Raw genomic sequence first — 7,301 nt, forward strand, 5'->3', positions numbered from 1 at the left:
CTCATTCTTAGTTAATACTTTTTCTCTTAATTATTCAATAATTATTTCATTCCTATATCATTCCAGCGGAATGTGGGTATAAGTTTGTAAGCCAGCGAATTCCATCAGGGCTATAGGGTAAATTTAAAGTAATTTATTAACTATAAGCCGGATACATGACTGCATTCGATTTTTTTGCTGTTATATATTATTTTTTTCTTGCATTATCGGGTAGGTCCATACATGACTATAGAATAATATTACTAGTCGGCAAGGTTAAAATTATTGTTTTATAACTGTGGATTTTTTTTTGTTCTCTAAAGCCTTTGTTAATTTAGTTTCATCTAACGTTTTTATAGGGTCTAATATAGTACCCGATGTTTTTATTTTAAGATTTATAGGAGTATTTTGATTACTAGAGTCATTTAAATTAAGTTTTGAGTCTGCTATATAGAAAGATAATATTGAAGATAATGTCATGTCCCAATTATATACATTTACAGCTAATGATGCAGACCCACTAGTATATTTCGTATTAAATACTACATCTTTTATTGTAGCTATGCCATTTTTTAACTGAATGTTGCCACGCAAACTATCTAATTCAGTTTGCCCTTGATACATAGCATAGGCTAAATCTTCTTTTAAATATTTAAGATTATAATCTTTATTATTAACTTTTTCTATAAATGAATCAATGGAAAAGTTACTGATTTTAGCATTTTTTACGACAAACTCTGATTGAGTGCTAAGCTCATATAACAATTTTTTTAAACTATCACCATTAGTGGCGAGTGTTCCATTGATACTCATCCCCCCATAATTGTTTAGTAACCCTTTCGGAAAAATATTAGATAATTGAGCTAAATCAATAGAATTTAGGGCATAAACAAAGTTAAGAGTATATGGATCTAATAAAATATTACCTTCTGCTGCTAATTTACCAGAAAGTAAATTTGCTTCAAGGTTACTGATTTTAAATAAGGTATTGTTATTTGCTAAAGCAAATTTAATATTTTGTAATACTAGATCATTCTGCGTTATTTTTGATAACATGCCATCTAATTTTAACTCTATTTTTTCTAAATCAAATTCATTTAGTAATTTATTTCGTAGATTAAGTAAAGATTCAGCAGTTAAATAGTTAACATTAAGAGAACCATCATTTATTGTAACTTCTAATTGTGGTTTAATATTATTTGCTAACAAATTGGCACTAAGATTGATGTAATCACTATTGGTTCTTATATCAAGATTACTAATTTCAATATTACCTGGCGAAATATTTGCTAATATATATGCTTTCCCAAATGAATTATCTCCCATAATTATATCATTGATCGTGATATCAAAATTACCTAAATAATTAACTGTTCTAATGGGAATATATTTAGCTAAGTAGGATTCATCTTTCATATTTTCTGACAAACTTTTGACAAATTTTACCAATGGTGAAATTATTGGATAATCCTCTCTATTTAAATCTATCGAGGAAAAGTCAAGAATAGCTATAAAATGTGGCATAGAACCAATAAATCTAGCCGTAATATTACCGGTAACTTTAGTATTCTCAGTTTTTAGCATAAGATTTTGTAAATATACATCTATTAAAGTTAGTTTTAAATCTGAGGATAAAATAAAAGCTGTAGGCTTTTTACTAACTGCCTGTTGATAACCTAAAGTATTCAATACAGAATTAAGGTCATTATGTTGCAAGTAAATTGTGCCGTCAAATATACTTCTTACTGAGTTTTGAGTTACATTACCTACAAATTGAAAATTTCCTCCGGATTTTATTGTACCAGAAAAATCATTAACCACTAATACCCCTTTGTCTAAATTAAGCAAAATTTTAGTATTATTTAATACCTCATCGTTATTTAATATTATTTGATCAACTAAAATATTGGTGATAATTGATTTATTCTCAAAGAGAAACCTTAACCCAAAAATTGAATTGCTAAATTGTTTAATATTATTTGATGAGGTAATCAGTGATTTTGTATCTATCTTAGGAAAATGTAATTTTATTATACTAGTAACATCATCACTTTTATTCAAATATATTGAACCATTACCTGCTAGTGAATTAGAATCTATAATTATATTTTCTAGCTTAAGTAATTGGGGAGTAGGTAAAATATCAAATTTTATATTTATCTTTTCATTCGGATTAAATCTTCTAAACAAAGAATCTAAATCTGGTATAAGAATATGTAATATATCAGCTAAATGTTGTATTAGATATTCTGCTTTGCCATTTATCAGTTTAGAGTCTATATAGGTTTCTAACAGGTGAAAATTATAATCACTATTAGCAATAGTAAGGTCAAGATTTATTTGATTAGCATTTCTTTCAAAGAATCCGGATAATTTTCCTACATACCCCCCATTTCCCTTGAATGAAATTTTACTAGAAACAGGGTTGTTTTTAAATAGAGAGCAGTTATTTAAAGTAAGAATAGGTTGGTTATCTTTATTTAAAATAGTCAGATTTTTAACATCAAAATTTATATCTATTATACCATTTATTATCAATGAACTAACTATCCTATCATGGTTTATAATGTCAAAATCCTGCTCATCTGAATATATTGTGGCATTATTTATGGTTACAGCACTAATTTTTGGTCTAAGAATTAATAATGACCACGGAGCAAAGTAAATTTTTATATTTTCTAATTCTAGCCTTCCATCTTCTTTTATACGATCAATAGTCAAATAAGTTATAGGAAATTTAGTTATTTTTATGTTTTTTAGATTTTGAGGAGAAATTTTTAATTCATTGACAAAACTGTTACTGACAGAATTATAGTCAACAAAGTTTACAGCAACTAATATAGAGCATATTAACAATGAAATAGCAATGATAGTAGATATAATTATTTTTATTATCATAAAAGATTATCCAAGATCCAATATTACTAGGAGATTGTTAGAAATAACTAAAGTAATTATCCCCGATGGTCTCTTAGGTATATATCAAAAACGTTAAAAATAGAAACTATAGTCAATTGATAGGAAGTTGGTGACGTCGTCGCTCAATGCTCGCCTATTACTTATAGGCATCGCTCCATCGTTCCTAGCCCCAAATTCCCCTGAATTGACTATATATCACTGAATTTGGGATATAGCTAATCCGATTAAGAATTTAGCCATTGCGATCTGACGAAGAAGTTATCACCAATTTGCATACGTCCTCTCAAATTGCTGTATAAGCTTTTCCATATAACCGGCAGTTTATGCTTGTTCCTAATCCATTATCTGTACCAGTCTTCAAAGCTTATTAACAGCTGGATAAGTAAAAAGTAAAATATGAGTTAAATTAAGCATAAAATGAACAAGTATACTTACTTCAATTCTTTTCGTTACTTTATATATCCATCCATATAAAGCTCCAGCTACTGTAGCTAAAATTACGTATTTTAGCCCTCCTGGATAGTGCATCACTCCAAAGAAAAGTGCAGGTATTAGTATGGCTATATCCTTAGAATATTTATATTTTAACTGATTTAATGATTCTTGGAAAAATCCTCTAAATAATCCTTCCTCAGCAACGCATGTAAAAAATAAATTATTGATTACCCATATCCATAAATTTTGTGGTATCTTTGGTGCAAATTTGATGTACTCAAATGCAATAGATAACACTATTATTACTAATAGAATAATTGGTAATCTATAAAAAACTTGCAAGAGTAATATTTTCAGTTCGCTACAAGTAGATGCTAAATCTAAAGTTAAACCTATAATAATTAAACCGACAATTGTCTTATCTAAGTTTAAATATAGTGTAAACGGTAAAGCATCTGGAGTGAATTGTATTTTATCTAAAACTAATAAATTATCAAATCCTGGAATTAAATGCAGTTCTAACATTAATCCAAGTACGAACACTAAACTCCATAAGACATATTTCAATTTAGTAGAAGATTTATGATACGAAAATACTAAATAAAAAAACAACAAAATTGCTAAAATAGCAAACAGGCTTGCTATATTACTAACAAAAGATAAGACTAGAGAAATAGATAGAAATAATTGCCATGGTTTAAATTTGCCTTTCACAGGAAGCCATAATGATATAACACTAATTAGTAATGTTATATATGTAAGATATTTTAGCCACATATTTCATCTATAATTGATTTGGGGTAATGTTGCACAGCCTATAGCTAACCAGTTTACTGCATTTTCAATAGTTCATTGATTTTAGTAATAGATAGTCCAGTAATTTTCGCTACTTCTTCAATTGAGCTACCATTGTTTATCATCATTTTTATTAATTTAGCTTCGCCTCTAGCTTCTCCGATTCTAATACCATCCTGTACTCCGATTTTAATACCATCTTGCACTCCGATTTGAATCCCTTCTTCTTTCCATACTTGAGCTATACTAGGCATAAGTTCTTCTCCTTTTTCTTTAGTTAANATAGATAGTCCAGTAATTCTCGCTACTTCTTCAATAGAGCTACCATTGTTTATCATCATTTTTATTAATTTAGCTTCACCCTCGGCTCTACCTCTAGCTTCTCCGATTTGAATCCCTTCTTCTTTCCATACTTGAGCTATACTAGGCATAAGTTCTTCTCCTTTTTCTTTAGTTAAATTATTTTTTAGTATTTTTTCTAACTCTATTTTATCACTTTGCTCAATAAAGGTCAAAGTATAGCTCAATAGATTTCTTATGTGGTCATGACCTATTGTTATTTTACTCAATTTAGGCAAGAGATAAGAGATTTCTTGCCATCTTTTCAGTAATTGACGTTCGTGGATGTGCTTGAGGAAAAATAACAAAATCCCAGACCATACTTTTTCCTTAAGTTCTTCATCAGGAATATCATGTACATTAATAAGCTGACAATCATTTGTCCAAAAACCTCTGGCTAAATCTGGATGGCTAAATAAATTCCATATATTGAGCGATGCGTTATATTTCTTCTTGCCATTATAAAGTATTAGGGGATAAATTACTGGAAGGCGTTTAGCTTTAGGATTAGTAGTTAAATATAGATCACAAATATTAATCATATATTTAAATAACCTAAATGCCATCATTTTATCAACAGTACTTTGATGTTCCAATAGCAAAAAAATATAGCCATCCTGATCATTAAACTTAACAGAAAATAATACATCAGAAATAGTTTCAGAAAGGTCTGGCTCAATAAAACTATCTTTTTCTAATTTTACAGTTGTGCTATCGATTAAAGCCAACACATCTTTAGGCAAATGAGTTGCCAAAAACTCTTTAGCAACTATGGGATTCTCCATAGATTTGCGAAAGATTTCGTCATGTTTTGGCTTGTCTAGAGTCATAACTTACATATAAGAAAGAATTTTAGAGAGGTAGGTAACAACATTTTCTACTGTTAACTCTTCTGTTATTCCTGTTTTACGATCTTTTAATTCGACCACATCTTTCTCAGAGTTTTTGGAACCAATAATTATTTGGTACGGTGAACCTATAAGATCATGAGTGGCAAATTTTTTACCAGCTCTCTCATTTGTATCATCGTATAATACCTCTATTTTATTCGCTACAAACTGATCATATAGATTTTGTGATAGTTCATTGCATTTACTATCAAGTATATTCAAATTTAATATTGATACCATAAAAGGAGCAATATTTGGAGGCCATATAATCCCTTTATCATCATGACTTGATTCAATTATGGCGGCTAAAAGTCTTGAAATACCTATACCATATGAACTCATTTCCACTGGCACAAGACTCCCATCACTAGCATTTACTAGAGCCTTCATTGCTTTAGAATATTTTGTACCAAGATAAAAAATATGCCCAACCTCTATAGCCTTACTACTAGCAAGATTCTCTTCTGTTAACAAACATTTATCATGAACATGTTTTTCTTCTGCTACCGCATATAAGGATTGTAATTTTTCAATATCTAAATTTTCCTGATCTATTAAAGATAGAAATTTTTTGTCATAAAAAATAGTACTCTCACCATTAGTGGCAAGAATATGGAACTCATGGCTTAAATCCCCACCAATCTGACCATTATCAGCAAGTACTGGGATTACACGGAGTCCTATATCACGAAAAGTTTGCATATATGCTAGATACATCTGATTATAAGTTTTTATCGCACTTATTTGGTCTATATCAAAAGAATACGCATCTTTCATTAAGAACTCTCTACCACGCATCACCCCAAAGCGAGGTCTAATTTCATCCCTAAATTTCCACTGAATATGATATAAGTTTTTTGGCAAATCTTTATAGGACTTAATATTATTTCTAAAAATATCGGTAACCATATCTTCATTAGTAGGTCCAAATAATAACGTATTATCATGGCGATCCTGGAATTTTAACATTTCCTTACCGTAATTCTCAAATCTTCCAGATTCCATCCATAAAGATGCTGGTTGAATACAAGGCATTAATATTTCAATGGCACCTACTTTATTCATATTAAGTCGGACAATATTTTCAACATTTTTTAGGGCTTTTAATCCCATAGGCAACCAGCTATAAATTCCAGCAGATTGTTGTCTTATCATACCACTTCTAAGCATCAATCTGTGAGAAACTACTTGAGCCTCTACTGGCTCTTCCTTTAGCACGGGTAAAAAATATTTTGATAGTAACATAGCTCTTTCTTTGATTATTTTTTGGCAATAATATTTAGAAATTCATGACGATATTTCTGCTGCTCTAAATATATACCAGTATAATGCATAGTATTCATAATACTATCATTTTGCATAACACCTCTAAGAGTCATGCAACTATGTAATGCAGAAATCCTGACCGCAACACCCATAGGCTTAATATATTTCTGTAATGTTTCAGCAATTTGTACTGTCATTTTTTCTTGAATCTGTAGTCTTTTTGCAAAAACATCAACTATTCTGGCAAATTTACTGATACCTATTATACAATTATCTGGTATATAAGCTATATCAACCGTACCATTTATTGGTAACAAATGGTGTTCGCAAAAAGAATTAAACTTTATGTCTTTTAATAGAATGAAGTCCTGAAAGTTACCAGTCTCATAAAATTTAGTAGATAATATTTCTTCTACATTTTTATTGTATCCACAAAACATCTCTTGATAAGTTTTTATTACTCTATCAGGAGTTTTCGCTAACCCCTCTCTATTTGGATCCTCACCAATAAATCGCAATAAAGTTCTAACTGCCTCTTGGGCTTCTTCTATAGTAGGTTTTTTCAAGGTCATTATTTTTATTATACTAATTATTTCAATACACGTCAATTCGGGATAAGGTTATAATTTAGAGGAAAGTCGAAATTGCAATTTATGGAAGGTTTATTTTTCTTAAGAG

The 7,301-nt window shown here is 29.7% G+C and carries 5 protein-coding genes; all 5 read right to left on the bottom strand.

Going from position 1 to position 7,301, the window contains the following annotated elements; translation table 11 throughout:
- Positions 1–261 precede the first annotated feature (261 nt).
- The 5 genes from RiCNE_RS06075 to folE all read right to left on the bottom strand — a co-directional run bounded on the left by RiCNE_RS06075 (position 262) and on the right by folE (position 7,195).
- A complete protein-coding gene (locus RiCNE_RS06075; protein WP_094649692.1) occupies positions 262–2,877 on the bottom strand; it encodes an AsmA-like C-terminal region-containing protein in 2,616 nt (871 codons plus the stop codon).
- A gap of 378 nt (positions 2,878–3,255) precedes the next feature.
- Positions 3,256–4,110: a CPBP family intramembrane glutamic endopeptidase gene (locus tag RiCNE_RS06085; RefSeq protein WP_094649693.1), complete on the bottom strand. Its 855-nt coding sequence runs from the start codon at positions 4,108–4,110 to the stop codon at positions 3,256–3,258.
- Between the two features lie 53 nt (positions 4,111–4,163).
- Positions 4,164–5,297 carry an Rpn family recombination-promoting nuclease/putative transposase gene (locus RiCNE_RS06090; protein ID WP_094649694.1) on the bottom strand — a complete coding sequence of 378 codons (1,134 nt, stop codon included), beginning with the start codon at positions 5,295–5,297 and terminating at the stop codon, positions 4,164–4,166.
- 3 nt (positions 5,298–5,300) lie between these two features.
- Complete coding sequence (gene proS, locus RiCNE_RS06095; protein WP_094649695.1) at positions 5,301–6,602, bottom strand: proline--tRNA ligase; 1,302 nt, start codon at positions 6,600–6,602, stop codon at positions 5,301–5,303.
- Positions 6,603–6,616: 14 nt separating this feature from the next.
- Complete coding sequence (gene folE / locus RiCNE_RS06100; protein ID WP_192866950.1) at positions 6,617–7,195, bottom strand: GTP cyclohydrolase I FolE; 579 nt, start codon at positions 7,193–7,195, stop codon at positions 6,617–6,619.
- Between the last annotated feature and the right edge of the window lie 106 nt (positions 7,196–7,301).

Source organism: Rickettsia endosymbiont of Culicoides newsteadi (assembly GCF_002259525.1).
In the GTDB taxonomy this organism is placed as follows: domain Bacteria; phylum Pseudomonadota; class Alphaproteobacteria; order Rickettsiales; family Rickettsiaceae; genus Tisiphia.

What these genes read in the sequence shown, in the direction of transcription:
- RiCNE_RS06075 (WP_094649692.1), bottom strand. Translation starts at nt 2,877, where the DNA reads ATGATAATAAAAATAATTATATCTACTATCATTGCTATTTCATTGTTA.
- RiCNE_RS06085 (WP_094649693.1), bottom strand. Translation starts at nt 4,110, where the DNA reads ATGTGGCTAAAATATCTTACATATATAACATTACTAATTAGTGTTATA.
- proS (WP_094649695.1), bottom strand. Translation starts at nt 6,602, where the DNA reads ATGTTACTATCAAAATATTTTTTACCCGTGCTAAAGGAAGAGCCAGTA.
- folE (WP_192866950.1), bottom strand. Translation starts at nt 7,195, where the DNA reads ATGACCTTGAAAAAACCTACTATAGAAGAAGCCCAAGAGGCAGTTAGA.